The 25,946-nt window shown below is 59.3% G+C and carries 26 protein-coding genes, 1 tRNA gene and 1 pseudogene; 9 read left to right on the forward strand and 19 right to left on the reverse strand.

Going from position 1 to position 25,946, the window contains the following annotated elements; all coding sequences use genetic code 11:
* Positions 1-5 precede the first annotated feature (5 nt).
* Genes QKE52_RS10130 through QKE52_RS10140 form a run of 3 tightly spaced genes read left to right on the forward strand, consistent with a single transcriptional unit; the run spans position 6 to position 3,976 of the window.
* The gene (locus tag QKE52_RS10130) at positions 6-584 is read left to right on the forward strand and encodes a hypothetical protein (RefSeq protein ID WP_049155731.1); all 579 of its coding nucleotides are present in this window, start codon (positions 6-8) and stop codon (positions 582-584) included.
* 41 nt (positions 585-625) lie between these two features.
* Positions 626-1,978, forward strand: a complete 1,353-nt coding sequence (locus tag QKE52_RS10135) for a nicotinate phosphoribosyltransferase (protein WP_080975094.1) — start codon at positions 626-628, stop codon at positions 1,976-1,978.
* Positions 1,979-2,014: 36 nt separating this feature from the next.
* Positions 2,015-3,976, forward strand: coding sequence for an ATP-dependent DNA helicase (locus tag QKE52_RS10140; RefSeq protein WP_347948726.1), 1,962 nt, complete (start codon positions 2,015-2,017; stop codon positions 3,974-3,976).
* On the opposite strand, the gene QKE52_RS10145 is transcribed toward QKE52_RS10140, so the two are convergent.
* From QKE52_RS10145 to nrdF, 4 genes are all read right to left on the reverse strand, one after another.
* Entirely contained in the window at positions 3,973-4,698 is a 726-nt protein-coding gene (locus tag QKE52_RS10145; protein WP_347948727.1) for a peptidyl-tRNA hydrolase, read from the reverse strand. The two genes, QKE52_RS10140 and QKE52_RS10145, sit on opposite strands and share 4 nt — an antisense overlap.
* Positions 4,691-5,884 carry a phosphoserine phosphatase SerB gene (gene serB, locus QKE52_RS10150; RefSeq protein ID WP_347948728.1) on the reverse strand — a complete coding sequence of 398 codons (1,194 nt, stop codon included), beginning with the start codon at positions 5,882-5,884 and terminating at the stop codon, positions 4,691-4,693. Before serB ends, QKE52_RS10145 begins: the two co-directional genes overlap by 8 nt.
* A gap of 101 nt (positions 5,885-5,985) precedes the next feature.
* A complete protein-coding gene (gene ctaD, locus QKE52_RS10155; protein WP_347948729.1) occupies positions 5,986-7,677 on the reverse strand; it encodes a cytochrome c oxidase subunit I in 1,692 nt (563 codons plus the stop codon).
* Positions 7,678-8,028: 351 nt separating this feature from the next.
* A complete protein-coding gene (nrdF, locus tag QKE52_RS10160) occupies positions 8,029-9,018 on the reverse strand; it encodes a class 1b ribonucleoside-diphosphate reductase subunit beta (RefSeq protein ID WP_046647383.1) in 990 nt (329 codons plus the stop codon).
* Positions 9,019-9,143: 125 nt separating this feature from the next.
* Between nrdF and QKE52_RS10165 the strand changes: the two genes are divergently transcribed.
* Positions 9,144-9,833 (forward strand): FCD domain-containing protein, encoded by a 690-nt coding sequence (locus QKE52_RS10165; RefSeq protein ID WP_347948730.1) that lies wholly within the window; start codon positions 9,144-9,146, stop codon positions 9,831-9,833.
* Here QKE52_RS10165 and nrdE read toward each other — a convergent pair.
* From nrdE to ykgO, 4 genes are all read right to left on the reverse strand, one after another.
* Entirely contained in the window at positions 9,830-11,992 is a 2,163-nt protein-coding gene (nrdE, locus tag QKE52_RS10170; RefSeq protein ID WP_046647420.1) for a class 1b ribonucleoside-diphosphate reductase subunit alpha, read from the reverse strand. The genes QKE52_RS10165 and nrdE overlap by 4 nt on opposite strands.
* 63 nt (positions 11,993-12,055) lie before the next feature.
* Positions 12,056-12,481 carry a class Ib ribonucleoside-diphosphate reductase assembly flavoprotein NrdI gene (gene nrdI, locus QKE52_RS10175; RefSeq protein ID WP_046647386.1) on the reverse strand — a complete coding sequence of 142 codons (426 nt, stop codon included), beginning with the start codon at positions 12,479-12,481 and terminating at the stop codon, positions 12,056-12,058.
* Between the two features lie 9 nt (positions 12,482-12,490).
* Positions 12,491-12,730, reverse strand: a complete 240-nt coding sequence (gene nrdH / locus QKE52_RS10180; RefSeq protein ID WP_046647387.1) for a glutaredoxin-like protein NrdH — start codon at positions 12,728-12,730, stop codon at positions 12,491-12,493.
* A 434-nt stretch (positions 12,731-13,164) separates the two neighbouring features.
* Complete coding sequence (gene ykgO / locus QKE52_RS10185; protein ID WP_003847162.1) at positions 13,165-13,287, reverse strand: type B 50S ribosomal protein L36; 123 nt, start codon at positions 13,285-13,287, stop codon at positions 13,165-13,167.
* Between the two features lie 208 nt (positions 13,288-13,495).
* Between ykgO and nadE the strand changes: the two genes are divergently transcribed.
* Positions 13,496-14,320: an ammonia-dependent NAD(+) synthetase gene (nadE, locus tag QKE52_RS10190; protein ID WP_046647421.1), complete on the forward strand. Its 825-nt coding sequence runs from the start codon at positions 13,496-13,498 to the stop codon at positions 14,318-14,320.
* 16 nt (positions 14,321-14,336) lie between these two features.
* Here nadE and QKE52_RS10195 read toward each other — a convergent pair whose 3' ends face one another.
* On the reverse strand, positions 14,337-15,062 hold the full coding sequence (locus tag QKE52_RS10195) for a fructosamine kinase family protein (RefSeq protein WP_347948738.1): 726 nt from the start codon (positions 15,060-15,062) through the stop codon (positions 14,337-14,339).
* A 732-nt stretch (positions 15,063-15,794) separates the two neighbouring features.
* Here QKE52_RS10195 and QKE52_RS10200 point away from each other — a divergent pair.
* Complete coding sequence (locus QKE52_RS10200; protein WP_198525906.1) at positions 15,795-16,169, forward strand: Lrp/AsnC family transcriptional regulator; 375 nt, start codon at positions 15,795-15,797, stop codon at positions 16,167-16,169.
* On the opposite strand, the gene QKE52_RS10205 is transcribed toward QKE52_RS10200, so the two are convergent.
* The 4 genes from QKE52_RS10205 to QKE52_RS10220 are packed head-to-tail and all read right to left on the reverse strand — an operon-like array spanning position 16,158 to position 20,064.
* Positions 16,158-16,961: an ABC transporter ATP-binding protein gene (locus QKE52_RS10205; RefSeq protein ID WP_046647391.1), complete on the reverse strand. Its 804-nt coding sequence runs from the start codon at positions 16,959-16,961 to the stop codon at positions 16,158-16,160. The two genes, QKE52_RS10200 and QKE52_RS10205, sit on opposite strands and share 12 nt — an antisense overlap.
* Positions 16,958-18,037 (reverse strand): iron chelate uptake ABC transporter family permease subunit, encoded by a 1,080-nt coding sequence (locus QKE52_RS10210; RefSeq protein ID WP_046647392.1) that lies wholly within the window; start codon positions 18,035-18,037, stop codon positions 16,958-16,960. Before QKE52_RS10210 ends, QKE52_RS10205 begins: the two co-directional genes overlap by 4 nt.
* Positions 18,038-18,042: 5 nt before the next feature.
* Entirely contained in the window at positions 18,043-19,092 is a 1,050-nt protein-coding gene (locus QKE52_RS10215) for an iron chelate uptake ABC transporter family permease subunit (protein WP_080975080.1), read from the reverse strand.
* 6 nt (positions 19,093-19,098) lie between these two features.
* Positions 19,099-20,064, reverse strand: coding sequence for an ABC transporter substrate-binding protein (locus QKE52_RS10220; RefSeq protein ID WP_046647393.1), 966 nt, complete (start codon positions 20,062-20,064; stop codon positions 19,099-19,101).
* A 211-nt stretch (positions 20,065-20,275) separates the two neighbouring features.
* Here QKE52_RS10220 and QKE52_RS10225 point away from each other — a divergent pair, with 211 nt between their 5' ends.
* The gene (locus QKE52_RS10225; RefSeq protein ID WP_046647394.1) at positions 20,276-20,560 is read left to right on the forward strand and encodes a cupin; all 285 of its coding nucleotides are present in this window, start codon (positions 20,276-20,278) and stop codon (positions 20,558-20,560) included.
* An 82-nt stretch (positions 20,561-20,642) separates the two neighbouring features.
* On the opposite strand, the pseudogene QKE52_RS10230 reads toward QKE52_RS10225, so the two are convergent.
* From QKE52_RS10230 to pgm, 6 genes and pseudogenes are all read right to left on the reverse strand, one after another.
* Positions 20,643-21,438, reverse strand: a pseudogene (locus tag QKE52_RS10230) (methyltransferase domain-containing protein).
* 175 nt (positions 21,439-21,613) lie between these two features.
* Positions 21,614-21,686: transfer RNA gene (locus QKE52_RS10235), tRNA-Ala, on the reverse strand.
* Between the two features lie 100 nt (positions 21,687-21,786).
* The gene (locus tag QKE52_RS10240; protein WP_293776058.1) at positions 21,787-22,542 is read right to left on the reverse strand and encodes a thioredoxin domain-containing protein; all 756 of its coding nucleotides are present in this window, start codon (positions 22,540-22,542) and stop codon (positions 21,787-21,789) included.
* Positions 22,543-22,600: 58 nt separating this feature from the next.
* Positions 22,601-23,068 carry a MauE/DoxX family redox-associated membrane protein gene (locus QKE52_RS10245; RefSeq protein ID WP_347948731.1) on the reverse strand — a complete coding sequence of 156 codons (468 nt, stop codon included), beginning with the start codon at positions 23,066-23,068 and terminating at the stop codon, positions 22,601-22,603.
* A 17-nt stretch (positions 23,069-23,085) separates the two neighbouring features.
* Positions 23,086-23,547, reverse strand: coding sequence for a MauE/DoxX family redox-associated membrane protein (locus QKE52_RS10250; protein WP_049157654.1), 462 nt, complete (start codon positions 23,545-23,547; stop codon positions 23,086-23,088).
* A 23-nt stretch (positions 23,548-23,570) separates the two neighbouring features.
* Positions 23,571-25,187: a phosphoglucomutase (alpha-D-glucose-1,6-bisphosphate-dependent) gene (gene pgm, locus QKE52_RS10255; RefSeq protein ID WP_347948732.1), complete on the reverse strand. Its 1,617-nt coding sequence runs from the start codon at positions 25,185-25,187 to the stop codon at positions 23,571-23,573.
* Positions 25,188-25,270: 83 nt separating this feature from the next.
* On the opposite strand from pgm, the gene QKE52_RS10260 reads away from it, so the two are divergent.
* Entirely contained in the window at positions 25,271-25,588 is a 318-nt protein-coding gene (locus tag QKE52_RS10260) for a fluoride efflux transporter family protein (protein ID WP_070516125.1), read from the forward strand.
* The gene (locus tag QKE52_RS10265) at positions 25,585-25,944 is read left to right on the forward strand and encodes a CrcB family protein (RefSeq protein ID WP_347948733.1); all 360 of its coding nucleotides are present in this window, start codon (positions 25,585-25,587) and stop codon (positions 25,942-25,944) included. Before QKE52_RS10260 ends, QKE52_RS10265 begins: the two co-directional genes overlap by 4 nt.
* The last annotated feature ends 2 nt before the right edge of the window (positions 25,945-25,946 follow it).

Here is a 25,946-nt window from a genome sequence, read left to right on the forward strand (position 1 = left end):
CATCAATGAATTCTTTCTCCCTTCCCCCAGCCGTTGTTGACATTCTCACGGGACGCCAACCGGCGAAGGAGGATGTCGTCCTCCTCCTGCAACGAGTGCTGACCGTGCTCGTTCTCGGCGGCACGCTCGTGGCTGCCGTATTGAGCCTGACCAACCCGTCGAACGACGGCAGCTCGACGGATGCGGAACCCCCAATGTCGGAGGCGTGCGACTACGAGCTTCCCGACGTTTCCGTCCAACGTCAGCTCAACACCATCCAAGAGGAGCTGATAGGTGCGCTCAACACCTGGCGTAAGGAAGACGGCCAAGCCCCACTGGTGCCCTGGATCGACCGCCAAACCGCAGCCCGCGAAAAGGCAGAGTGCAACGCGGTGACCAAGACGCAGGAGCCATCGGAAGAAAATGTGCAGATGGTTCAGCACCACCTGCCCGTGGACAAGGCCAGCGCATATGAATTCGTCGAGGCCTTCCGGGCCTCCCCCGACCACGTGGCCGCCCTGCGGGATCGCCGGATGACCACCGCGGCCGTTGGCGTGGCTTATAACGACGGCGAGGTGTACGTCGTCATTCAGCTTGAGGAATAGAACAGCTGATTTTTTAGGACGCCCTGAGTAGCATCTTCGATGTGACTACTACCTCAGATAACGTCCGGGATGCCGGAAACGACCCTGCAGATCGTTCCACGGCCCTTCTTACCGATAAGTACGAGCTGACCATGCTGCAAGCGGCGCTGCGCGATGGCTCTGCGCACCGCCAGGTAGCCTGCGAAGTTTTTGCCCGCCGCCTTCCCAACGAACGGCGCTACGGCGTTGTTGCCGGCACCGAGCGCGTTCTCCGCGCTGTCCGGGACTTCCGTTTCACCGCCCAGCAACTGGCGGAGATGGACTTCCTGGATGCTCCAACACAGGAGTACCTGGCCAATTACCGTTTCTCCGGGCAGATCGATGGCTACCGGGAAGGCGAGCTGTACTTCCCCAACTCGCCACTGCTGACCGTGCGCGGCACCTTCGGTGAGTGTCTCATCCTGGAAACCGTGATCCTCTCCATCATGAATTCCGATTCCGCAGTGGCCTCCGCGGCCTCCCGTATGGTGGTTGCCGCGGACGGCCGTCCCATCATTGAGATGGGCTCGCGCCGCACGCACGAATACGCTGCGGTGACTGCTGCCCGCGCCGCCTATCTGGCAGGCTTCCAGGCCACCTCCAACTTGGAGGCCGGCTACCGCTATGACATTCCGGTCTCCGGCACCGCGGCGCACGCGTGGACGCTGGCACACGTCAACGAGGACGGCACCCCGAACGAGGAGGCCGCCTTCCGCGGGCAGATCGAAACTCTCGGCGTGGATACGACCCTGTTGGTGGATACCTATGACATCACCAAGGGCGTGGAAACCGCCGTCAAGGTGGCCGGACCCGAGCTGGGCGGCGTGCGGATCGATTCCGGCGATTTGGCCGCGGTCACCCGCCGTGTGCGCAAGCAGCTCGATGATTTGGGCAACCACAACACCAAGATCGTGGTCTCCTCCGACCTGGATGAGTTCGCCATCGCCGGTCTGCGCGGTGATCCCGTCGACGTCTATGGCGTGGGTACCTCGGTGGTCACCGGCTCGGGCGCCCCGACTGCTGGCATGGTCTACAAGGTCGTCGAGGTCGATGGCCATCCAGTGGCCAAGCGTTCCTCCTCGAAGAAGTCGCAGGGCGGGTCAAAGCGCGCCCTGCGCACCTACCGCTCCTCCGGGGTGGCCGTCGAGGAGCTCGTGCTCCCCTTCTCCTCCGAGAACCCAGAGACCGGGACGCTGCGCACCCGCGAGATGACGGTGCCGCTGATGCGCGACGGCGAGATCCTCGACAATCTGCCTACCCTCGAGGAATCCCGCGAGTACCTGGCCCAGGCCATCACCACCCTGCCGTGGGAGGGCCTCGCACTCACCCGCGATGAACCCGCGGTTCCCACCCGCTTTATCGGCTTCGACGCTTAGGAAGTACGCGGGGGAAGACCGACTACACTGGCACCAATGCAGGACACAACGGTTGACCTCCTTGACGCCGCAGTCTCCGCCCTCGGCGGCTCGCGGCGCCCCAGCCAGGTGCGCATGGCGACGGCCGTGACCACTGCGTTGGAGAAAGAGCGCCACCTCGCCGTGCAGGCAGGAACAGGCACAGGTAAGTCCTTGGCCTACCTTGTGCCTGCCTTCCGCCACGCACAGGAAACCGGTCACACCGTCATCGTCTCCACCGCCACGCTGGCGCTCCAACGCCAGCTGGTGGAGCGGGACCTTCCACGTCTGGCCGAGGCCCTCGAGCCGCACCTAGAAAAGAAGCCGACCTTCGCCATCATGAAGGGCCGCTCCAACTACGTCTGCCTCAACAAAGTCTCCCGCGCCGCTGAGCTTGAGGACGAGGACGCCTTGCTCGACGAAGACGCTGTTTCCCACCTCGGCCGCCACGTCCAGCGCGTCTACGATTGGGCGGAAGACACCGAGACTGGTGACCGCGAGGACTTGGAACCGGGCGTGCCAGACTTAGCGTGGCGGCAGGTATCCGTCACCTCGAACGAGTGCCTCGGTGCCACGCGCTGCCCGCACGGCGAAGACTGCTTCGCGGAGCTAGCACGACGCCGCGCGGCGGACGTCGATATCGTCGTCACCAACCACGCCCTGCTCGCCATCGACGCGGTGGCGGATATCAATATCCTGCCCGAACACGACGTCGTTATCATCGACGAGGCCCACGAGCTGGACGGCCGCATCACCTCGGTTTCTACCGCCGAGATCACCGGGCGCGCGCTCAAGATGGCGGCCAGCCGCGCCAAGTCCCTCGGCGCCAACGGCAAAGACCAGCGGCTGAGCGAGCAAGCCAACGAGCTGAGCCAACTACTCGCAGGGTTCGCACCGGGCCGCTGGACCGACCTTCCAGAGGAGGCCAAGCAGCAACTCATGGGCCTCGCGGATACCCTGGCCGATTGCCGCGAGACCATCGCCCGCACCCCCGAGGGCGAACAGGCCCAAGACCCGGAAAAATTCGCCGAGCGCCAGAACCTGGCCAACCACCTCGCCAGCCTCGTCGAGGCCATCGCCCGCATCCTCGATGTCTTCGCCACCGGTGACCCCGCAGCACACGCCGACGTGGTGTGGCTGGAGCGCGATGAGCGCACGCTGAACGACACCCTGGCCGTCGCCCCGCTCTCTATCGCCGGCATGCTGCACGAAAAGCTTTTCGGCGAGCAGACCGTCGTGCTCACCTCCGCCACTCTGGCCCTAGGCGGGCGCTTCGACGCCATGGCCGCGCAGTGGGGCCTGCCGAAAGGCACGTGGGACAGCCTCGACGTGGGCTATCCCTTTGACCCCGCGCGCAGCGGCATCCTCTACACCGCAGCACACCTGCCGCAGCCGGGCCGCGATGGGCTGAGCCCCCAAACCCTCCAAGAGATCCGCGAGCTCATCATGGCCGCGGGCGGGCGCACGCTCGGGCTCTTCTCCTCACGGCGGGCCGCGCAGCAGGCAGCCGAAGAACTCAAGCCCACTATCCCCTTCGACATCTACCTCCAGGGCGAGGATTCCATCGGTGCGCTCGTGGACAAGTTCACGAAGAACGAAAACTCCTGCCTCTTCGGCACGCTCACGCTCTGGCAGGGCGTCGATGTGCCCGGCCCCTCCTGTTCCCTGGTCCTCATCGATCGCATCCCCTTCCCCCGCCCGGATAACCCACTCATGCAAGCCCGAACCGAGGCTGCAAAGGCGGCAGGGCGCAATGGATTCATGGAGGTTTCCGCGACACACGCGGCGCTGCTCATGGCCCAAGGCGCGGGCCGCCTGCTGCGCTCCACTGCGGACCGCGGAGTCGTCGCCGTGCTCGATAGCCGCCTAGAGACCAAGCGTTACGGCTCTTACCTGCGGGCCTCCATGCCGCAGATGTGGCCGACGAGCGACCCGCAGGTCGTGCGCGGGGCGCTCAAGCGCCTGGTCGAGGCCCGCTAGGGGCGAGGCAGCGCGCACACCGTGGCTGAGTCCGGGGCGACCTCAGTGAAACCTGCGTCATGCACCACCACCGCATCGGGGCGCGCGCACGCCGCGGCAAAATCCGCTGGGGCAATCTCGCGCACGGACAGCGCGAAATCCTGCGCCGCCCAACCTTCTACTTCCTTAACGCTCATCGCCGCGGCCAGGAGCATCGAGCCGTGTCCCACCTGCGCGGCGGCCTTTCCGGCGCTCATGGTGAGGGAGGCGTCGATGTAGATCACGGGGGCGTCGGCAAGCGCGGAGCCCGGGGCATCCTGGGGGAGATCGGTATGGCCGATCTGCAGCTTGGCGACGAGCGGATGCACGTCCTGTACCGCCGAAGGAACGAACACTCGCGCGCGGTCAGCAACCGTGACCCCAGGCAGAGCCTGGACATCGCGCCAGGCCTTGTTGCGGGCGCGGCGCGCCACCTTGCGGATGCGGTGCCCATACCACTGCCCCAAGGCCTCGGCGAAGGCCCCATCTTGCCCGGCCCGATCGTCGAGGCAGAGCTTGACGACGCCCCTCGCCGCCGCTTCCAGCACCTCCGTGCGCGCCGGCGGGTCCTGCTTGGGCAGGTTGAGCGCTATCTGCATCGCCTGGATGGTCTCGGGCTTGTCGGGATCCTCGGGATCATCGCGCCAGTTGCGCTCACTGCACGCATCCACGAGGCGCCGATGGGCCTCGCGGAGGTTATTCACTAGCGACTTCCTCCATGGGGATGCCGAGAATCTGCAGGATTTCGTCCATGTAGGGGTGGTTAACAGAGGTATCTGCCACCTCGCGCAGGGCGGGCTTGGCGTTGAAGGCAATGCCCAGGCCGGCAGCGGAAATCATGTCGATATCGTTGGCACCATCGCCCACGGCAACGGTCTGCCGCATGCTCAGGCCCGAATCCGCAGCGAACTCTCGCAGGAACATCTCCTTGGCCTTGCGGTCCACCACGTCCCCGATGACCCGGCCGGTGAGCTTGCCGTCCTCGATTTCCAGGGTGTTGGCGCGCACGTAGTCAAGGTCGAGCTCCTTAGCTAGATCCTCGAGGACCTGGATGAATCCTCCCGACACCACCGCAACCCGGTAGCCCATGCGCTTGAGCGTGCGGATGGTGGTGCGCACGCCGGGCGTGAGGCGGATATCGGCGGCGGTTTCCTTGATGACGGATTCCGGCAGACCTGCCAAGGTGGCCACGCGCTCGCGGAGGGATTCTTCAAAGTCCAGCTCACCGCGCATTGCACGTTCCGTGACGGCGGCGACCTCCGCTTCCTTGCCCGCGTGGGCGGCCAGCATCTCGATGACCTCGCCTGTAATGAGGGTGGAGTCGCAGTCAAAGCAGATGAGGCGCTTCGAGCGGCGCTGCAATCCGGAGCGCTCGATGGCGATGTCCACGCCCTGCTCGGTAGCCAGGCGTGCCAACATGGCGCGAACAGGGTCAGAGGAGCCATCGATCGTGATGTAGAGCTCCAGGCCGTTGAGCGGGTACGTGGACAGGCCGCGGATGCGGTCGATGTTGACATCGAGGTTGGCCAGCTCCTTGGCGATGGCCGACATGTGGCTCGCGTTGACCTGACGGCCCAGCACCACGACGACGTGTGTCGAGCGCGGGCGTGAGGTGGCTTCCTCCTCCCGAGGTTCCACGGAGATGGACTGCGCATAGATGCTCAACGTGTTGCGCAGCCCCTGCTCCATGGCCTCCAGACGCGAGGCGCTGACACGGATGTACGCGGAGAGGGAGATGCGGCCGGAGAAGATGGCCTGTTCGGCGTCGACAAGCTCTACGTTATGGGAACTAAGAACGCGGAAGAAGGCGGCAGACACGCCTGGTTTGTCAGGACCTGAGGCGGTGACAACGGCGAAAACTTGTTCACTTTGATTATCCACGGGGCTCATTATCTCACATTGGTCAGCACTGCCTGACCTACGGCAAACGCCGCCTCCCCATCGCGGTGATGGGGAGGCGGCGTTTTCAGGAGTACTCAGCTAGTGAGTGCTTAGTGCCCGACGTGTGCTTCCTCGCGCATGCGCTTGACCATGTGCGGGTAGTGCAGCTCGAAGGCTGGACGCTCGGAACGGATGCGCGGCAGGGATACGAAGTTGTGGCGCGGCGGCGGGCAGGAGGTAGCCCACTCGAGGGAGTTGCCGTAGCCCCACGGATCGTCCACAGTGACGATCTCGCCGTAGCGCCAGGACTTGAAGACGTTCCATACCAGCGGGATAACCGATGCGCCGAGAACGAAGGAGAAGATGGTGGAAATCTGGTTGAAGACCGTGAAGCCATCAGACTCCAGGTAGTCGGCGTAACGACGCGGCATACCCATGTTGCCCACCCAGTGCTGGATAAGGAAGGTGCCATGGAAGCCGATGAAGGTCAGCCAGAAGTGAATCTTGCCCAGGCGCTCATCGAGCATGCGTCCGGTCATCTTCGGGAACCAGAAGTACAGGCCAGCGAAGGCAGAGAACACCACGGTACCGAACAGGGTGTAGTGGAAGTGAGCAATCAGGAAGTAGGACTCAGCAAGGTGGAAGTCCAGTGCCGGGGAGGCCAGCATAATACCGGTCATACCGCCGAAGAGGAAGGTTGCCAGGAAGCCCATGACGAAGATCATCGGGGTATCCCAGGTGATGTGGCCCTTCCACATGGTGCCGACCCAGTTGAAGAACTTCACGCCGGTCGGAACCGCAATCAGGAAGGTCATGAAGGAGAAGAACGGCAGCAGAATAGCACCGGTCACGAACATGTGGTGAGCCCACACGGCCATGGACAGCGCTCCGATGGCCAGCAGAGCAAAGACCAGGCCAATGTAGCCGAAGACCGGCTTGCGGGCGAAGACCGGCACAACCTCAGAGATAATGCCGAAGAACGGCAGTGCGAGGACGTAGACCTCTGGGTGGCCGAAGAACCAGAAGAGGTGCTGCCACAGGATGGCGCCGCCGTTGGCGGAGTCATAGATGTGGCCGCCCAGCTTGCGGTCATACAGAACGCCCAGCGCTGCGGCGGTCAGCAGCGGGAAGATCATCAGTACGATGACGGACGCGGTGAAGACAGCCCACGTGAAGACCGGCAGACGGAACATGGTCATGCCCGGTGCACGCAGGGTGAGGACCGTGGTGATCATGTTGATGGCGGAAGCAATGGTACCGACACCGGTAGCACCCACACCGACGATCCACATGTCAGCACCGATGCCCGGGGTGTGAACCGAGTCAGCCAGCGGCATGTACATGGTCCAGCCGAAGTCAGCAGCGCCGCCCGGGGTCAAGAAACCCGCGAGCATCACGATTCCGCCGGTCAGGGTAATCCAGAAACCGAAAGCGTTCAGACGTGGGAAGGCCACATCCGGCGCACCAATCTGCAGGGGCAAAACATAGTTACCGAATGCCCACACCACTGGTGTTGCAAACAGCAGCAGCATGACGGTGCCGTGCATGGTGAAGAGCTGGTTGAACTGCTCGTTGGACAGGAACTGCAATCCTGGGGTGAAAAGCTCAGCGCGAAGCAGCAGAGCCATGAAGCCACCGAGGAAGAAGAAGCTGAAGGACATGATCATGTACATGATGCCCAGCTGCTTGTGGTCGGTGGTGGTTAGCATCATCCAAGCCTTGGAACCGGTCTTTGCGTTACCAGTCGGCTCTGGACGTGTAGGCGCGACGTAATCGTCGAGCCGTGGCGCCACAGCGGTCATAAAATCCTCCTGAAGAACAAGCGCTTAACCACATCGGCATCACGCGTTTTCTCGCGCCACACGCTCAGTAGTCAAACACCTAGGTTTACTCGCATTATATTAGGCCACCTCAGGGCCTAATTTCCAGCGCTCTGTTATTTTCCGCCAACCTTGCTAACCCCGTTTGGTGCAGATAACGCCATGTACGGGGCCAACTGCCTACACCACGCCCTAGCACACGGTGATCTAGAACACATGAACGCGGGGGTGCCGTCCCCCAAAACCCGAAAACGCACCCCCTGAAAGAATCAACCTTTCGGATGATCCCTGCCAGGAGGTGCGGTACGGCGACAGGTAAATGCGAGGAACTAGCTAGAAGTCCCAGTCGTCATCGGTCGTTTCCTCTGCCTTACCAATCACATAGGAGGAGCCGGAGCCGGAGAAGAAGTCGTGGTTCTCGTCCGCGTTCGGGGACAGCGAGGACAGGATAGCCGGAGACACGCGGGTCTCATCCGCTGGGAACAGCCCCTCGAAGCCGAGGTTATTCAGAGCCTTGTTGGCGTTGTAGCGAAGGAAGCGCTTCACATCTTCGGTCCAGCCCAGCTCGTCATACAGATCCTCGGTGTAGTCGATCTCGTTCTCGTAGAGGTCGTAGAGCAGGTCGAAGGCATAGCCCTTCATTTCCTCCTGCTCCGGCCCCGACAGCTTCTTGTACCCCTGCTGGAACTTGTAGCCGATGTAATAGCCGTGAACGGCCTCATCGCGGATGATGAGGCGAATGATATCCGCGGTGTTCGTCAGCTTCGCGCGCGAAGAGAAGTGCATCGGCAGGAAGAAACCGGAGTAGAAGAGGAAGGACTCCAGCAGCGTGGAGGCGACCTTCTTCTTTAGCGGATTGTCACCCTGGTAATAGGACATAACAATCTTGGCCTTGCGCTGCAGGTTCTCATTTTCCTCAGACCAGCGGAAAGCATCGTTGATCATCGGGGTCGACGCTAGCGTCATGAAGATATTGGAGTAGGACTTCGCGTGCACCGACTCCATGAAGGCGATGTTGGTGTAGACGGCCTCTTCGTGGGGTGTGACGGCGTCGGGAAGCAGCGATACCGCACCCACGGTGCCCTGGATAGTGTCAAGCAATGTCAGGCCAGCGAAGACGCGCATGGTGGTCTCCTGTTCCTTCTCCGTGAGCGTCTTCCAGCTCTGGATGTCGTTGGACACCGGGACCTTCTCGGGGAGCCAGAAGTTGCCGGTTAGACGATCCCACACCTCAAGATCCTTCTCATCTGGAATGGTGTTCCAGTTGATTGCCTTCACCGGAGCCTCGTGGCTGGCTATGTAATCGTCGTACTCGTGAGACACGCACGTCACCTCGTCTTACTAGTAATTTGTGAGTCTGGTGCCATCGTACCCGGTAAAACTAGGGGCCAAAATTCCTGCATGTTTTATACTTAAGCCCTACTCCCACGACCCCGAGTTTCGATGGAATGACTGAACCCTCCGCTCCCCTACTCAGCACCGTTTTGGAGGCGTTGGGCACTGATATCGTCAGTGGCGCCCTCCCCGCCGGTGAACGTTTTACGCTCAACGACCTCTGCGAACGCTTCGGCATTTCCCGAACCGTGGCGCGCGAAGCCATGCGCGCACTGGAGCAACTGGGAATGGTCTCGTCCTCGCGCCGCGTCGGCATTACGGTGCTCCCCATCAGCGAATGGGCGGTCTACGATCCCGCCATCATTTCGTGGCGCCTGGGCTCGGAGAAAGCGCGCGATAGCCAGCGCACCTCCCTTAATGATCTGCGCCTTGCCATCGAGCCTGTCGCTGCGGGCTTAGCCGCACAGCACGCTTCCCCTGAAGATAAGGAAGAGATTCTGGGGCTGGCCCAGCGCCTCCAGGTCACGCCCACGCGGCGCGTCGGCGAGCACCTCGCCACAGATCTGCGCTTCCACGCCATGGTCCTCCACGCCTCAGGCAATGAGATGTTCTCAGCGCTGAGCCCCTACCTGCTGTCCATGGTGCGTGGGCGTTCGCTCTATGGTTCCCGCAAGCGAAACCCGACGGCCGGTACCGCCCAGCTTCACCTCGATTTGGCAGAAGCCATCAACCGAGGCGACTCACCTGAGGCAGAAAAAATCGCACGCGCCATCTTGCTTGAGGCGCGTGCGAATAAGGGTTAGAGCATGCAGGAAACGCAGCCCTCAATCTCAGTTCCCTCCAGAGCCATCTGGCGCAGGCGGATGTAGTAGAGGGTCTTAATGCCCTTGCGCCAAGCGTAAATCTGGGCGCGGTTGATATCGCGGGTAGTAGCGGTGTCCTTGAAGAACAGCGTCAGCGACAGACCTTGGTCAACATACTTCGTGGCCTCGGCGTAGGTATCGATGATCTTCTCGTAGCCGATCTCGTAGGAGTCCTTGAAGTACTCCAGATTGTCGTTGTCCATGTGCGGCGCTGGGTAGTAGACGCGGCCGATCTTGCCTTCCTTACGAATCTCAATCTTGGACGCGATCGGGTGAATCGAGGAGGTCGAGTTATTGATGTAGGAGATCGAGCCGGTCGGCGGCACCGCCTGCAGGTTGCGGTTGTAAATGCCATGCTTGGCGACGTCCGCCTTCAGCTCCGCCCACTCCTCTACCGACGGGGTGTGGATGGACGACTTAGCGAAGAGTTCCTTGACCTTCTCCGTGCGGGGAGCAAAGTCGGCCGGATCGTAGCGGTCGAAGAATTCGCCGCTCGCGTATTCAGATTCCGGGAACTCCGTGAAGTATTCGCCGCGTTCACGCGCCAGCTTGTTAGATGCGCGCAGCGCGGCATACATGATGGCCGCAAAGTAGGCGTTGGTGAAATCGAGGCCTTCCTCCGAGCCGTACTCGATGTGCTCGCGACCGAGATAACCGTGCAGGTTCATCTGCCCCAGGCCAATGGCGTGGGAATCATCGTTGCCCTTGCGCACGGAAGGCACGGAGTTGATGGAGGTCTTGTCTGCCACAGCGGTCAATCCGCGGATGGCCGTTTCCACCGTGAGGGCGAAATCCGGAGAATCCATGGTCGCGGCAATGTTGAGGGAGCCAAGGTTGCAGGAAATGTCACTGCCCAAGGTCTTGTAGGTGAGGTCCTCATTGAGCTCCGACGGGGAGTTTACCTGCAGAATCTCCGAGCAGAGGTTCGACATGTTGATGCGCCCGGTCTTGACCGGGTTGGCACGGTTCACGGTGTCCTCGAACATGATGTACGGGTATCCGGACTCGAACTGCAGCTCCGCGACGGTCTGGAAGAAGTGGCGAGCGTTGATCTTCTTCTTGCGAATACGCGGATCCTCGACCATCTCTTCGTAGTGCTCGGTGACGGAAATATCGCCGAAGGCCTTACCGTAGACGCGCTCAACATCGTACGGGCTGAACAGGTACATGTCGTCGTTGTTCTTCGCCAGCTCGAACGTAATATCCGGGATCACGATGCCGAGCGAGAGAGTCTTGATACGGATCTTCTCATCCGCGTTCTCGCGCTTGGTGTCGAGGAAGTTCATGATGTCCGGGTGATGCGCGTTGAGGTAGACCGCACCAGCACCCTGACGAGCACCCAGCTGGTTGGCGTAGGAGAAGGAGTCCTCGAGCAGCTTCATTACGGGGATGACGCCGGAAGACTGGTTCTCGATGTGCTTGATGGGTGCGCCCGACTCGCGGATATTAGACAGCAACAGAGCGACGCCGCCGCCGCGCTTGGACAGCTGCAGAGCAGAGTTAATGGAGCGACCAATCGACTCCATGTTGTCCTCAATACGCAGCAGGAAGCAGGAAACCAGCTCGCCGCGCTGCGCCTTGCCGGCGTTGAGGAACGTCGGGGTGGCCGGCTGGAAGCGGCCGGTCATAATCTCATCGACGAGGCGCTCCGCCAGCTTCGTGTCGCCGTCAGCCAGGAACAAGGCAGTCATGGATACACGGTCCTCGAAGCGCTCGAGGTAGCGGCGGCCGTCGAAAGTCTTCAGCGTGTAGGAGGTGTAGTACTTGTAGGCACCCAGGAAGGTCTTAAAGCGGAACTTAAAAGCGTAGGCGCGCTTAAACAGGGACTTGATGAACTCAAAGTCATACTGCTCGATCAGTTCCGGCTCGTAGTACTTGTTTTCTACCAGGTAGCGCATCTTTTCTTCCAAGTCATGGAAGTAGACGGTGTTCTGGTTGACGTGCTGGAGGAAGAACTGGTTCGCGGCCTCGCGGTCCTTGTCGAACTGAATCTTGCCGTTTTCGTCATACAGGTTCAGCAGGGCGTTGAGCGCATGGTAGTCCAGCTGCTCTTCCGGCTTCACAGGTTCAGCGACGGTCTTACCCAGTTGCGTGGTCACGACTTTCACGGGCCTTTCTTTGCTATGGCGAAATGGAGAGATGGGTTGGTAGGAATTAAGGCCTTAGGCGGCTAAACCTAAAGCGGCCGCGTTGGCCAAGAGGCCTTCACGGCAAATTGTGACATCTTCCTCGGTTCCGAGAAGTTCGAAGCGGTACACATAAGGAACCTTACACTTGGCGGCGATGACGTCGCCGGCCTTGCCAAAGTCACTGCCGAAGTTGCTGTTACCTCCGGCCACGACGGCACGAATGAAACTGCGGTTGTGTTCGTCATTCAGGAAACGAATGACTTGCTTGGGGACAGGCCGCGTGTTCCGCCCGCTCATCGATGCCCCTCCCCCATACGTCGGACAAATCAAGACGTAGGGTTCATTCACGGTGAGGGGCTCATCACTGAGGCGCAGCGGGATGCGGACGCTGGGAAGGCCGAGCTTCTCGACGAAGCGGTGGGTGTTTTCCGTAGCGGAAGAGAAATACACGACCAACATGGTTTTGCCCTAGGCGCTCGCCGCCATCGCAGAGAGTGCCTTGATGCGGTCAGGACGGAAGCCGGACCAGTGCTCACCGTGCGCCTCAACGACCGGTGCTTGGACGTAACCCAGAGCCATCACGTAGTCGCGGGCATCATCATCCAGGGAGATATCCACCGTCTCATATTTGAGGCCAGCACGGTCGAGGGCCTTCTTGGTGGCGTTGCACTGGACACAAGCTGGCTTGGTGTAGAGGGTGATGCTCATGTGACGTTCCTTTAGCTTCCTTCGGCACTACACGCGGAGTGACTGTTGAATTCGATACGAGCAGAGCGTTCAGCGGCTCTGCATGCGAGCTCTGAGCGGTGATGTAGGGCCGCCGCCCGAGCAACATCAACGACACTATACTTTGTGCCCGCACCCCGCAACTAACACAATATGTAGTAGTTACATGGCTGGTATTCCCAGGATGTAACTCGGCCCGACCCCACATGTTGACACCCCGCCACAACCCCCACCGCCACGGCGGTAACTACACGGGTGATATTCCCTGCACGTTTACCAAACGTTCACTCAGTTTGTGACAAAGTCCACAAAAGGGAGCAGATCACCCGCGACACCCTCCCCCGGCCGTGAAGGGAGGCATAAAAAAATCCGCCGCCCCCACAACGCGGGGACGGCGGACCAAGGACACTTGTTTCTTAGCCCTGGCGAGCCTTGAAGCGCGGATCCTTCTTGTTGATCACGAAGACCTTACCGTGGCGGCGAATAACCTGGGCGCCCGGCTTCTTCTTCAGCGACCGAAGCGACTTGCGAACCTTCATCGGGCGCTCCTTTCGTTATGCGCAATCTTGATGCGATTGATTAGTTCAAAGCACAGCTGGGCAAACACCCAGCAATGACACGAGGAAAAATATTACCCCACGAGCGCCTCATTACCAAAACACTCACGTCATCGAGAAGTAGCCACGCCAACTTTTCCTCGAACCAACCTCGCAGACCCTCGGACCACCGCCGCGCGTGATGGCTACCATGGTCGCTATGACACAAGCATCCAGGGAGCTTCAGGAAGAGATCATCGCTGCGCTAGGGGCGAAACCCTCCATTGATCCGGCAGAGGAGGTTGAACGCCGCGTCGACTTTCTCGCCACGTATCTACGCAACACCGGCGCTCAGGGCTTTGTCCTCGGCATTTCCGGTGGTCAGGATTCTACCCTTGCCGGTCGCTTGGCCCAGCTGGCCGTCGAGCGTGTCGATGGCGCTCACTTTTGGGCCGTACGTCTTCCTCATGGCACGCAAGCGGACGAGGACGATGCGCAAGTAGCGCTCGATTTCATCCAGCCCGATTACCGGCTCACCATCAACATCGCGGACGCCACAGCGGCTCTCGACGGCGCCGTTGCGTCCGCACTCAACACGGAGCATTTGGACGATTTCAACCGTGGAAATCTAAAGGCACGCCTGCGCATGTCCGCCCAATATGCGGTGGCTGGTGAGGTCGGCGCACTCGTTATCGGAAGCGACCATGCCGCCGAAAACGTCACGGCTTTCTTTACCAAGTGGGGCGACGGCGCCGCTGACGTCATCCCGCTCGCCGGACTCAACAAGCGTCAGGGCGCTCAACTTCTCGAGCACCTCGGGGCACCCGAGTCCACGTGGAAGAAGGTTCCTACCGCCGACTTGGAGGATGACCGCCCACAGCTATCTGATGAGGAAGCACTCGGCGTGACCTATGCCCATATCGACGACTACCTCGAGGGCAAGGCCGTGCCTGACGACGCCCGCGAGCGCATCGAAAGCCTCTGGCGCCGCGGCGCCCATAAGCGCGCCATGCCGCCAGGACCCACTAGTGCCTAACGCCTCACAAGGAAGACTATCCGCCCAACGCTTCGAGCGTGGCACGTGCGGCCCGCTCGAGCGGTACATAATACGCGGGATCATGCGTCATCGAATGAACCGCCAGCGGGTGTAGTTGATGCACCGGCACCCACTGGTGATACTCCTCCCCCACCCCATAACCACGCAGTATCTCGCCATAGTACGGCGTGCCAAATAGCTCCAGCATGGCCAAATCCGTCCACGGGTGTCCGCCGTGTGCGGCTGGGTCGATCATCACGGCCGACGAGGCAGTAAACAATACGTTTCCTGCCCACAGGTCGCCATGAATTCGCGCCGGTTTCACGTCCCACTCAACGGCTTTTATAGCCTCGCATGCTTGTCGAACTATCCCCTGTAGCTCTTGAGGCAGTCCTCCTATAAAAGGCGACACCCGCTGCTCGGCGTAGAACTCGCCCCAGGATTCGCATGGTTCGCAGCGTTGTTCCACGCGTCCAATGAAATTCGCGCCCTCCCAGCCCGCCGGCGGCGCGCCGAAAGCGGGCGCTCCTGCTTCATGGACCGTACGGAGCGCAGCACCAAAAGCGCGGGCAGCGAGGGCACTCGGTCGCGACTGCTCAACCCGCCGAGTGCTAATAGATGTGGGGGTGACTTCGGCGACGTCCACGACGACGTCGCCATGCGCCTGCGCCAGCCATCTCAACCCAGCAGCCTCGGCACCAGCTTGATCAGGACGGGACACGGTCTTGGTGAAAACATCCATGTTCCCAGCATAGGAAAAGGCCGGCTCCATAACAGAGACGGCCACTGGTGGAGCTAACGGGATTCCATCGGTTTCTAAATATTACCCCTTGCCTAGCTGGCATTATGCCTATTTAACCTGCATTTATTTTAGGTAATTTCTAACATCATTATATGACACAAAACGGCGCTAGAGTTCCCCGAAGGTTCCCCAATATGCAGAACGAAAACGAAAAGAAAAAGGCCCGAAGTATAAGCCCCATCGTTCGTGGGGGCGAATTGAGCAACGCGGAAAAAATAGGTGGCGTGCCAGTTTCAAACACCAAGGCATTTTGCACAGAGCACCGATCACCTTTAAAGAAAAGAAGGACGCCGAAAGTTGGTTGAACCGCAATAAGGCAGACATCGATAAGGCAGAGGCATCGGGGATTAAATGGATCTCCCCCGCTGAAAAAGAGAAGCTAGAGCTGACAAACAGCACAACCGTGGAACAGCTAATAGACCTTTGGCTAAACGAGAGCGACAGCATTACAAAAGAGAGCACTAGGCAATTCCATCGCCGCCGGATGACAGCCTTCTCCTTGAACTCAACGGAATACCTTCTAGGCATAGTTCAATCCTTCCTTAGCTGAGGAACTAAACCCAGGACGCTTCACACACTCGATTAAGCTGCCCTTGATCAAATAGGCGTTTCACCAGGTCTTCAAGCGTGGACTTCCGCTTGGATTGAATCGTCAATGAACTCGCGGATGCCGTGCACCTGTCCCCTTCCACTTGTATCCGACGAGTCCATGCACTGGAGAACGCTGGAATTATTCGGGGTTACGTTGCCCTGTTTGTTCCCACAAAGGTCGGCAAAGGATTTACCGCCTATGCCAGAGTTTGGCTCACCAGCCAGGACCTTGAGACTGTTGAGCGATTCATTCAAGAGAGTCAGCCACTTCCAGAAGCCGTGGAATGCCACCTCATGGCTGGTGAATGCGATGTCATGCTGCGAATAGTGGCGGCCGATCTCACCGCTTATCGTCAATTTCAGATCGACCATCTCACCCGCATCGATTGCGTCCACAACGCGAAAACTGAGGTGCACATGGAACAGGTAAAATTAACGTCAGAATTATCTGTTTGAATTTGATACTTGGTGGCTCCACGTTGGGATCATCAACGGTGCTCCAGACTCTGGGTCAGCGATGATCTTAGAATCCACACCAAATACGGTGCGCACGAGCTCTTCAGTAATAACGGTTGCAGGATCGCCGGTGGCTACAACTTCGCCGTCTTTCATGGCGATGATGTGATCGGCGTAGCGCGCTGCCTGGTTCAAGTCATGCAATACGGCGACCAGTGTGTAGTCCCGTTTCCGGTTGAGCATGCGGCAAAGTTCCAGCAACTCAATCTGGTAGCTGACGTCTAAGAATGTGGTAGGTTCATCGAGAAGCAAGATTGGCGTCTGCTGCGCCAACGCCACCGCCATCCAGACGCGTTGGCGTTGACCGCCCGAGAGTTCATCGACAAGCCTGCCTGAAAGCTCCCTAATTCCGGTTGCCTCCATGGCCTCTTTCACCGCCTGCTCATCCTCGGGCGACCAAGGCTTGAACAAACTCTGGTGCGGGTAGCGTCCTCGTGAGACCAGATCGATGACGCGAATGCCGTCCGGGGCAACCGGGCCTTGCGGCAGAAGACCCACTTCACGCGCTACTTCTTTGGTGGGCTTTTTGTGCAAAGACTGCCCGTCTAAAAGAATCTTCCCCTCTTGCGGCGCAATCAAACGGGTCAAGCTCTTGAGCAAAGTGGACTTGCCGCAGGCATTGGGGCCAACGATGACCGTGAACTGGCCATCTGGAATCTGAAGATCCACGCCTGGGCAGATAACTTTGTCGCCGTATCCAAGCTGGGCGTTTTCTACTAGAAGTCGTGTCATTTGCGTCGGCCTTCTCTCATGAGCAACCACAGGAAGTACACGCCACCGATGGATACGGTGACAATACCTACTGGGAGCGGGGATTCAGGGTCAATTCTTTGGGCAACCGTATCGGCGAGTATTAACAGGAAAGACCCCACGGCTGCGGTGGGGGCCAGCGCCAGGCCATCAACGTGTACCAGGCGACGGGCAATCTGGGGCGAGGCCAGCGCGATGAAGGAAATCGGCCCGGCGGTGGCAGTTGCCAGCGCCGTTAATCCGATGCCGGCAACAACTGCCAATAGTTGCACCCTGCGGACGTTTTGCCCCAGCGCAACCGCGAAAGGAATACCAATCTGCATCAAACGCATCGGGCGCGCCAGCAGTGCTGCCATCAGGATGAACACGGCAGAACCACAAAATGCCAGCAGCAGCGAATTCCAGGAGGTGCCGGAGAGATTTCCCGCGCCCCACAAACTCGCCATGATGGCATCTTCCACCGTGGCAGTGAGCAAAATCCACACGTTGACCGAGGCCAGCATGGCGCTGACAGCAATGCCAACGATGATAAGACGCACGCCACCAGCGAATCCGCGCTTGGAGGCAAGGAAGAACACCACCATCGCGGTAGCGATACCTCCAGTGAGAGCCCCCAACAACGTAGCGGTGGTGCCACCGCCGAGAATCAACATGACGATGAGCGCGCCAGTGTAGGAACCGGTCTGAAAACCAATCACATCCGGTGAGCCCAATGGATTCGCGGTGAGGTTTTGAAAGATAGCTCCACTCATGGCCAGTGTTGCGCCCAGCAGGATTGCCAGAAGCGTGCGCGGTGCGCGCCATTCCACCACAATCATGTTGGTGTAGGAATCACCGTTGCCGGTCAACGCCTGGAACGCTTCACCAACGGTGATGGATGCAGAACCATCAACCAAGGAGTACACCGCAATCAGCGCAGTCGCCAATAAGAGTCCACCTGTGACGACAGCTGTGCGCACCCCGATAAGCATCACCGGGCGTTCTTTGGGACCGATGCGGAAAATCTTTCGCCCGAATTCAAGCTCTTGCTTCGTATCCGGATTCGTTGTGTGAACCATCGCGCTTAAACCTCCGGAATGCGGTACTTACGCACCATGTAAATCAACAGCGGTGCGCCAACGAATGCAGTTACTACTCCCACGGGCACTTCCCCAGCAGTAATCACGCGACCTATAACATCACTCACGCCCAAAACCGCTGGGGCCAAGACGATTGAATAGGCCATAATCCACCCTTGATGTGGGCCCACGATCATGCGGGATAGATGTGGTGCCAACAGCCCAATAAATCCGATGGGCCCCGCCGCCGCAGTAGCGCCACCGGCTAGCAGTGCAATTGCTACCAATACCACCAGCCTGGTTCTTTGCGGGTGCGCGCCCATAGCAACCGATGCCGCTTCACCCAGTGAAAGCACATCCAATGCGCGAGTGCTGGCCAGCGCAATAAGCAAGCCTACCAAGATAAATGGGGTGATGGACAAGGTGGCATCGAGAGGCTGCGATGCTGTGGTGCCCGCTGACCAGCCACGCATGCGTTCCAAAACTTCTGAATTGGTCAGCAACACCGCGGATGCAAAACCGCCCAGCACCGCCCCCAATGCCACACCGGACAAGGTCATGCGCACCGGACTGCCACGCAATGGACCACTGTTGCCAATGGCGAAGACCACCGCCGAGGTCACAATCGCACCAGCAAAAGACCACCACATGTACTGGGAGATATCTGTAACCCCAAAAAAAGCCAGGCCAACAACCACCATGAGAGAAGCACCCGCATTAACGCCCAAAATCCCCGGGTCCGTCATTGGGTTTCTGGTCACAGCCTGCATCAAACCACCCGCAACCCCCAACGCACTACCGGCAACCAACACCAAGAAAGTACGTGGAACGCGAGACTGCCAGACCACCTGCGATACCGGATCCGCCGGATCCGGGTTAATCAGATAATGAAAAATATCCGACGGTGGAATGCTGCGTGAGCCCACCATCATGCTCAACACCAGCGCACCGGCACATAAGACCGCAATGATAATGAAACCAATGAGCCGGTTGGCCTGAGCAACTGGCCTTTCCACAGCCTTCGGGGCTGTGGAGGTGGTGGAACTTGCTGGCATAAAAGACTAGCTCACCTTGTCGTAGGTCTCTACCTTGTCTGCAAGATCCTGCAGCCAATCGGCATAGTTACGGCTGGTCAACGCACCCTTGGAAGACCACGTGGATACCTGGTCTGCCTGGACAGCTGGAAGGTTGTCCCACAGCTCCGCAGTAAATGGCGCCTCTGGGTCATAGTTTTCTACCAAGATGACATCAGCAGGGTAGGTCGAAGCATCTTCCCACGCCACTCGACCCCACGGGTTTCCTTCCGCTGGTGTGTCTGGGCCTGCGATGTTTGCGCCAAGTTCTTCCAGCATGTCCGCCTGCGGGAAGCCCACGCCGGTATAGAGCATTTCCTTGGTTGGGCTGGTCAGCAGGAAGTTGTAATCCTTGCCGTCTACTGCTGCGGTGAACGCTTCCTTGGCCGCTGCGAAGTCTCCATCTGCCGCCACGATGTTGTCAGCTTCTACGTCTGCGCCGAAGAACTCTGCAATCTCGCGGGTATCCGCAATCCTTTGATCAATAGAGCCTTCCGATGGCAGCGGCACGAAAGGCGCAACGCGCTGCAACTGAGCGTTGACGTCTTCATCGAACCAAGACCAACCCTTCGCGTTACCGTTGCCGATGATGGCATCCGGGCGCAGTTCAGCCAGCTTTTCCAGATCGATCTCAGCATCTTGGCCGATGGTCTCAATACCTTCGATGTCAGCATCACCCATCAACGCTGGGTTGTCACACTCAAAACCAAACAACGCATCCGGCTCAATGCCGTACTCGTGCAGAGAGCTATAGGCGTAGCAGTCCATAACGATGGTTTCTGGCTGGTTTTCGAAGTCGATGTTTAGCCCCTCAATACTGGGGTGGGACAGAGTCAGCTGCTCACCGTCGCCAGTCGCTGCATCTTCCCCCGAGGCTTCTTCCCCCGAGGTGGAGCACGCCGCAAGAACGAGGGCTGCAGCAGCACTTAAAGCCATCAATGCCGTCTTTTTCACTTGTTATTTCCTTTGCTGGGAATAGGGATCAATTAACCATGGCAAATATACACCACTTGAGTAGGGTTGCCTAACTTTCAATAGGTAGGACTATTCATTGTAAGGATTGATATACCAAAGATATAGATTCGACACTAGACGGTCAACCATTTACACCTGGCATCGCTTAGCGCAGTTCAATCCCCTTTAACATTTGGAAGAGATTTCGAAAATGGCTGAGACACCAAGCGTCAGCGTTAATCTAAAAGCGCTGGCTGAAGAACTGCTAAATAAGGCGGCTGGGACAGAAAGCGGGCGTGCAACCCACGTGTTCCGCGCAGTGCCTGGTGGTTCCCTTTTACAGGTCTTGCTTGTCCTGAAAGACGGCAAGGAATTGTCTAAGCACGAGAACCCTGGCGAGGCACTCTTGCACGTATTGAGCGGAAAAGTTCGGCTTACCGCAGACGACGATTCACTAGAGTTGAGCGCCGATGAGCATGCTGTGGTGCCTCAGTAGCGTCATGGACTGCTCTCCTTGGAAGACTCAGCAATCCTGCCGACCGTAGTGCGCAATCGCGCCTAGATAGCGTTCCAGCTTCCTAACGCTCTGGCTTCGTTGCCACGATTGCCACGGCGTTGAGGTGCTCGCTGTGCGTGTTGAAGGTTTTTCGCATCTGCAGCACCCGCTTGCGGGCATCGGAGTTATTCCGAAGGTTCTTCACAAAGCACAGCGTGCCTAAGAATCCTTCATCGGAAAGAATTCGACGCGGCTGCAGCAAAGCCATCGGCGCGGTCTCAACCTTGGCGGCTTTAAAAAGCCATTAGCCTCAAACACTGCCGTCCATTCGCCCAAGGTCAGCGGACACGCGTTCACCCTAATTGCGCGCGCAAGGCTTTGACGGATTTCATCCTTCACCCCATCTGCTAGTTCTTCAGGAACTAGCCCCAGTTCGTGAATGGCGTACCGCCCACCCGGACGTAGGATGCGCGCAGCCTCTGCAACGATTGCATTCTTAGCCTTCTCACCCTGCATGGTGAGCATCGCTTCCCAATCACAAGGTCAGCCGACTCATCGGCCAGTCCAGTTTCAGCGGCGTCGGCCTCAATTAGCTTTGCACGCAGGCCAAAGACGCGGCGCACTGCAGCCACAGCATCCGGATCACTATCCGCACCTGTATAACTCGAAGGCGTGAGCTCAAGAATCCTACCCGGCGTGCGCCCAAGACTAGGCGCTGGTTCAACTACATCAACGTTCGGAATTCCGGATAGTTCGAGCAATTCATCTGTTAGTCTGCGCCCACCGAGGCAAAGGACTCACTTTCCCAATTTGGCCAAAAGCCAGTGGCCTTGCATGGATTCATCCGCACGTGATGTGCCGATCATTTGTTCACTCATGAGGACCTGATTGCCCTCCCCAATGAATCAGTCCGGTTTTACCAGTTCGTCGACCACGTCCCCGGCACTCAACCTTGGATTTCACCTGGCTTTAAACACAGTCATAACTAGACGTCAACAAAGAATTCCCCAGACAAAAATAAAACCTTCTGACCAGTGGAAAGAGGGTATAAAGTGGAGCTAACGGGATTCGAACCCGTGACCCCCACACTGCCAGTGTGGTGCGCTACCAACTGCGCCATAGCCCCTCATACGAGGTACAACCTTCACGATTGCAACTCGTATCAATATATCCGCTCCCCATTCACTCACCAAATCGCGAGTTGGGGCGCGTTATTTTCTCAATGGCTACTTGTCTAGGACGAGGCCAACCCACTCCATGATGGACGTGTTCTCGTCTTCTGGAATGTCCTTGCCGTCCTTGATGATGCGCGGCGAGGACACGCTTCCGGTTTCGCTCTCCAGCTTTTCGTAGTTCGAGGTCACCAGTGGGTTTCCTTCACCAACCGGGGCTTCTTCAATGGCCTTCACCGTGGCATCATCTGCGCCCAGTTCCTTCGCGGCAGCAGCGAAGTCTTCCATCTCCCACTTGTTGTACACCTTGGACTGATTCTCCATGAGGTACTTACGCAGGTTCCAGTAGAGCTTGGCATCACCGGTCTTTGCTACCTGCTCCATCGCAGCTGCCGCCTTGGAGGAGTGGCCCGTGTTGGACTTGATGCTCTCCAAGCCGTTTGGGCTGCCGTCAAGGAAGTTGAGGGTGCGCACGTGCACGACGAGCTCGCCCGCATCAATCGCATCCTTCATCTGCTCGTCGGTTTCCTTCGCCAGGTCACCACAGTGCGGGCAGGAGTAGTCCTCGTACAGGTCTACTTCGGTTGCGTCCTTTGCGGCATCCGCAGACTTGAGGGTTACCGCATTGTCCGCGAGGGAAATCTCCAGGGAGACATCCTCGGCGGCGTAGTCCCCCAGCGCATCGGTCTGTGCGCCTCGCCCTTGGTAGACGATGTAGCCGATGACCACGGCAATAATAACCAGCAGAACAGCGAGGCCCCAGACGAATCCACTATTGCCTTTGGAGTTGGGGTCTTTGACTGTACTCATGAAACAACCTTGCCTTTATGACTTAAGTTCGAACAGATGAAAAGCCTACACACCGCTGTTAAGGGTGCAATGCAAACTTGGTGAAAGGACGCTTGATCGTCCACACCATTAAGACAGAATAGAAGACATCTCGCAGAAGTGTCATCATGTAATTCATCACTTGCGCGTCTTCATCAGGGCTCACGGAGAAGCAACCGCAATCAATTCCGAGTCCCCGCGCCCACGCCTGCGCGATGCCGATCATGAACAGCACCAGAACTATCTGCCCAACCCACGCCGATGGCCGCAAAAACAGCCCCATCAAAAGCAGCAGGCCACCACATATCTCCAGCGGGCCAATCAGGTAGGACAAGTAGTGCGACCACTCAGGGGTAAAGATTTCATATGCCTTGATGCTTTGCGACACCGCGAGCTGATCCGTCAGCTTCGACGCCCCCGCCTTGATCCACACATAGGCCATATAAAATCGCGCGAATGCACTAATGATGTCGAGCACGAGAGGTGCGCTGATTTTGGTTTTGTTCACGGAGTTAGCCTAACAATCTACGGGTGCAGGGCATAGCGGCGGTAGGGGCGGCGGATGGTCCAGACGGTGAGGGCGAGGAAGAAAGCGTCGCGAAGCAGCGTCAGTGCGTAGTTCATGCCCTGACTTACGTCGGCGGGGTCGTAGCCAAAACACCCGCAATCGATGACGAGCCCCCGCGTCCACGCCTGCGCGATGCCCACCATGAACAGGACCAAGACCACTGCAGCGACTGCCGACGCCTCCCTCAAGAACAGCCCCAACAACAGCAGCACCCCACCCATGAGTTCCAGGGGCCCGATGAGGTAGGCCAAGTATCCGGACCACTCCGGGGTAAAGATGCCATAGGCCTCAATGGCCTGGGTCATCTCCATCCGGGCATCCAGTTTCTGTATGCCGGCGATAATCCACACGGCGGCCATTCCCCAGCGCGCGAGCGCGCTGATGAGGTCAGGCACCGATATGGATTGTGGAGATGTCATAAACCACTAGCCTAGCCGCAGAACTAACCTCCGAGAACCTGTGACACCAGCGCCTGCGCTTCTTCTTGCACCTGCTTGAGGTGTTCTTCGCCACGGAAGCTCTCGGCGTAAATCTTGTACTTATCCTCCGTGCCGGACGGGCGCGCGGCAAACCACGCATTCTCCGTCGTCACCTTGAGGCCGCCGATCACCGCGCCGTTGCCCGGCGCCTCAGTGAGCTTGGCGACGATCTCCTCGCCCGCCAGCTCCGTCGCCGTCACCTGCTCCGGAGAGAGCTTCTTCAGGATGGCCTTCTGTTCGCGGGTAGCCGGGGCATCGGTGCGCGCATAGGCCGGCGCACCATAGTCCTCCGCCAGCTCCGCGTAGCGCTGCGACGGAGTCTTACCCGTCACTGCCAGGATCTCCGCGGCCAACAAGTCCAAGATGATGCCATCCTTGTCGGTGGACCACACGCTCCCGTCGAAGCGCAGGAAGGAAGCACCGGCGGATTCTTCGCCGCCGAAGCCGAGGGAGCCGTCGACAAGCCCCGGCACAAACCACTTGAAGCCCACCGGCACCTCCACGAGCTCACGCCCCAGGCTGGCCACGACGCGGTCGATCATGGAAGAGGACACCAAGGTCTTGCCCACACCCGCATTTCCCCACTGGGGACGGTGGCTAAACAGGTACTCGATGGCCACCGCAAGGTAGTGGTTCGGGTTCATCAGCCCAGCATCCGGCGTAACAATGCCGTGGCGGTCGGCGTCAGCATCATTACCGGTAGCCAGGTCATACTTGGACCGGTTATCCACCAACGAAGCCATGGCATCCGGGGAGGAGCAATCCATGCGGATCTTGCCATCTGTATCCAGCGTCATGAAGCGGAAGGTGCCGTCGACGTCGGGGTTCACCACGGTCATGTTCAGCTCGTAGTGCTCAGCAATTGCCGCCCAGTAGTCCACCGAGGCGCCGCCCATCGGGTCGGCGCCGATGCGCACGCCGGCGTCCTTGATGGCCGCCATGTCCACGACGTTGGCCAAATCGGACACATAGGAGTCGAGGTAATTGTGCTTCACGCAGCGTTCATCCAGCACGCCGTTGACCGGCGCGCGCTTCACACCCTCGAGCCCGGCGCGCAGGTAGTCGTTAGCCTTTGCTGCAATCCAGTCGGTGGCATCGGTATCCGCCGGACCGCCTGTCGGCGGGTTGTATTTGAATCCACCATCGCGCGGCGGGTTGTGAGACGGGGTGATAACAATGCCATCGGTGCCTGGGTTGGTCAGGATGGCGTGGGAAACAGCTGGCGTTGGGGTGTAGCGGCCGCGGTCATCCACCCGAACCTCCAGTTCATTGGCAAGGAGGACCTCGAGGGCGGAGACCATGGCGGGTTCGGACAGGGCGTGAGTATCACGGCCGATGAAGATGGCGCCCGTGGTGCCCTGCTCGGCGCGGTAGTCCACGATGGCCTGGGTGATGGCCAGGATGTGGGCCTCATTGAAGGCGGTGTCCAAGGCGGAGCCGCGGTGCCCAGAGGTGCCGAAGGAAACCTGCTGGTCAGGGTTATCGGCGTCGGGGGTGCGGGTGTAATACGCGGTGACCAACTCCGCGATATCGATGAGATCCGAAGGCTGGGCTAGTTGGCCGGCGCGCTCGTGTGCCATGGTGGTTTCCTCCTTGGGGATGTGGATGTACCTCAAGCTTGCCTGCTTCACGACGTTTTCGCATCCCAACTAGGATGGTGCCTATGCCACAGATCCTTCTTGTGGGCTGCGGGACCGCGCTCGGGGCGCTGGCCCGCTTTGGCCTTTCTTCACTTCTCGGGGGCGGCGCGCTGCCGCTGTTGCTCATCAACGTTGTTGGCAGTGCTGTGATGGGCTATGCCAAACCGCCCGCGTTTTGGGGCACGGGTTTCTTAGGCGGCTTTACCAGCTTTGCCGCGTTTGCGTATCTCACTTCAGGTTTCGGGCCGGCGCAGGCGGGGGCATATGTCCTGGCAACGGTCCTGGGCTGCACCGTGGCGTACCTGGTCGGTGACCGTCTCCAGGCTCGGAGGCGCGCATGATGCTCTCCATCTTGGCCGTGCTCGTCGGCGGTTTTGTGGGCGGTTGCGGGCGCTACCTGTTAACCCGCATCCTGCCCTCCCCCACGTGCACCTTCGCCGCCAACCTGATCGGCTCTGCGGTGGCTGGCGTGGCCTATGGCTACGCCACGCACGCGCACACCCCCGAGTTCTTCCTCCCCCTGCTCGCGGCCGGCGTGGCGGGCGGGCTATCGACATGGTCCACGTTGGCCAAGGAGCTCGGCGACATGATTAAGGCCAAGCGCTGGTGGCGCTTGGCGCGGTATCTCTTCTGGACCGTGGGCCTGGGCATCGTCCTGGCGTGGCGCGGGGCGTGGGTCGGCTCGCTCCTAGCCTAGCC

The organism is Corynebacterium sp. c25Ua_47, assembly GCF_039907205.1.
Taxonomy (GTDB): Bacteria; Actinomycetota; Actinomycetes; order Mycobacteriales; family Mycobacteriaceae; genus Corynebacterium; species Corynebacterium hiratae.